The sequence below is a fragment of the Dietzia sp. DQ11-38-2 genome (genome assembly GCF_014145055.1).
Classification (GTDB): Bacteria; Actinomycetota; Actinomycetes; order Mycobacteriales; family Mycobacteriaceae; genus Dietzia.
Genome location: NZ_JAALDW010000440.1, coordinates 1 through 2,059 on the forward strand (window position 1 = coordinate 1; position 2,059 = coordinate 2,059).

2 protein-coding genes and 2 pseudogenes are annotated in these 2,059 nt (G+C 73.2%); 3 read left to right on the forward strand and 1 reads right to left on the reverse strand.

Annotated elements, in window-relative coordinates; genetic code table 11:
* Positions 1-374, forward strand: a pseudogene (locus G6026_RS13970) (phospho-sugar mutase); the annotation flags it as partial.
* A 16-nt stretch (positions 375-390) separates the two neighbouring features.
* Here G6026_RS13970 and upp read toward each other — a convergent pair.
* A complete protein-coding gene (upp, locus tag G6026_RS13975; protein ID WP_107755911.1) occupies positions 391-1,014 on the reverse strand; it encodes a uracil phosphoribosyltransferase in 624 nt (207 codons plus the stop codon).
* Positions 1,015-1,122: 108 nt separating this feature from the next.
* Between upp and G6026_RS13980 the strand changes: the two genes are divergently transcribed.
* Positions 1,123-1,470: a type VII secretion target gene (locus G6026_RS13980; RefSeq protein ID WP_107755910.1), complete on the forward strand. Its 348-nt coding sequence runs from the start codon at positions 1,123-1,125 to the stop codon at positions 1,468-1,470.
* Positions 1,467-2,059, forward strand: a pseudogene (locus G6026_RS13985) (NlpC/P60 family protein); the annotation flags it as partial. The gene G6026_RS13980 and the pseudogene G6026_RS13985, both read left to right, overlap by 4 nt.

A 2,059-nucleotide genomic window follows, 5' to 3' on the forward strand; every position in this document is an offset into this window, starting at 1 on the left:
GGTGCGCGATGGTCGGGTCGGCCGGGCGGTCGGTCGGTGCGGGGCTCGACGCGCTCGCCGAGGAGTTCGGTGCGCACCTCCGGCGCAACGTCGCCCATCCACTCGCCCCCGGTGCCGAGCCCCGCTCGGAGCTCCGTCGCGTGGCCGAACGGCTGGGCGCGACCGGGTCCGTATCACCTGTGGACGGTTCGGCGGGTCTCCGTGTCGTGACCGAGGGTGCACGGGCGGTGATCCGCCCGTCGGGCACCGAGCCCCTGCTCAAGACCTACGTCGAAGCGTGGACGACCCCACGTCCGTCGACGTCCGACCGGGAGGATGCCGGACGACGGCTGACCGCTCTGGCCGATCGCGTCGCCGCCGCCCTCACCTCCTGAGGGTCGGAGGGCTGGGTCAGCGGGGGCCGAACAGGCGATCGCCCGCGTCTCCGAGCCCGGGGACGATGAAGGCGTCGTCGTCGAGCCGGTCGTCGACGGTCGCGGTGACGAGCCGCGACGCCAGTCCCGACGCCCGCACGGTCTCGATCCCCTCCGGGGCGCACAGGACGCACACCACGGTGACCCCGGTCGCGCCTCGTTCGGCCAGGGTCTCCAGGGTCGAGACCAGCGACCCCCCGGTGGCGAGCATCGGATCCAACACGACGACGTGCCGTCCGGCGAGGTCGTCCGGAAGGGAGCACAGATAGGAGACCGGGGCGTGCGTCTCCTCGTCGCGCGCCAGTCCCACGAACCCGACCTGCGCGCCCGGGAGCAACCGGGTGGCCGGATCCAGCAGACCCAGCCCCGCCCGCAGGACCGGTACGACGAGCGGGACGCCGTCGACCGCGACACCCGTCGTCTCTGCCACCGGTGTGGTCACGGGGACCTCGGTGGTCGGGATGGAGCGGAAGGCCTCGTAGCAGAGCATGGTGCCGAGAGCGTCCATCGCCGCCCGGAAGCCGGCGGTGTCGGTGACGGAGTCCCTCAGCGTGCGTAGCCGGTCCCCGACCAGCGGGTGGTCCACGACGATGATGTCCATGCCCGACAGGATTCCACAGCGGAGATTTCTCCGACCGGGCGGAACCGGTGCGGGCCCGCGAGGCGTCGAACCCTGTGACGGGACGAGACGGCGACGAGGGGCGAGGGAATGGCGGACGGAGCGATCGACGTCCACGTGGACGGACTGCGGGAGCTGGGTACGGGGTTGACCACGTTGGCGGACGCCCTGGGGGGCGTCCTCGGGGCCGTGGACTCGCTGCCTTTGGACGAGGTGGCCCCCGTGCTCGGACCGGTCGGGGCCGACTTCATGTCCGCCCTGCTCGCCGCCACCGCGCGGCACCGGGAGGTGCTCGCAGGTGTGGCCCGGGTGAGCGATGCCGCCGGGCACCTGGTCCTCGAGACCGGCCGGGTGTACACCGAGTCCGACGTTGGGGGTGCCGAGGCGATCGGTGCGGCGGGGAACGAACTGCCCGGGATCGCAGGTCCGGCCCGGTGATCGCCGACGCGCTGGCCTACGCGGGGCCCATCCGGCAGATCCTCGACCTGCTCTCGGCGGAGGAGTTCGTCCCCGAAGCCGCCCGGGACGTGATGCGACCGGTGGGCGACGGACTGGAGGTGGCCCAGAGGCTCGGACCACCGCTCGAGCGTCTGCTCTCCGAGACGTGGGACTCCCTCGCCTCCCTCGGCGCCGCGCACTCGGTGGCCGAGATCGGTCGCACGGTGGAGGCGCTCGGCGAGTCCGCTGGCGAGATCGCCAGGGTCACCGCCGTGGCGGCCGATATCGTCGTCCGCGGCACCGTCGAGGTGATCGGCATCGTGCAACAATTCCTCGCCAGGGCGGCCGCGCTGGGACCCGCTCTGATGACCCCGCCCGGTCAGGTGGCGCTGCTCGGGCTGGCCACGGAGCACCTGGCCCGCGGCATCCAGGTGGCGGAGCGGGTCCAACTCGAACTCACGGGACCGACCCTCGAGATGCGCGCCATCGCCGCGGGAATCCCCGACGCGCCGCGCACGCCCGGGGTGATCGCCGACTCGGGCGCGGGTGGCGCGATCAACGCCTCGACCGCCGCCCACACGGGTTCCGG

What these genes read in the sequence shown, in the direction of transcription:
- upp (WP_107755911.1), bottom strand. Translation starts at nt 1,014, where the DNA reads ATGGACATCATCGTCGTGGACCACCCGCTGGTCGGGGACCGGCTACGC.
- G6026_RS13980 (WP_107755910.1), top strand. Translation starts at nt 1,123, where the DNA reads ATGGCGGACGGAGCGATCGACGTCCACGTGGACGGACTGCGGGAGCTG.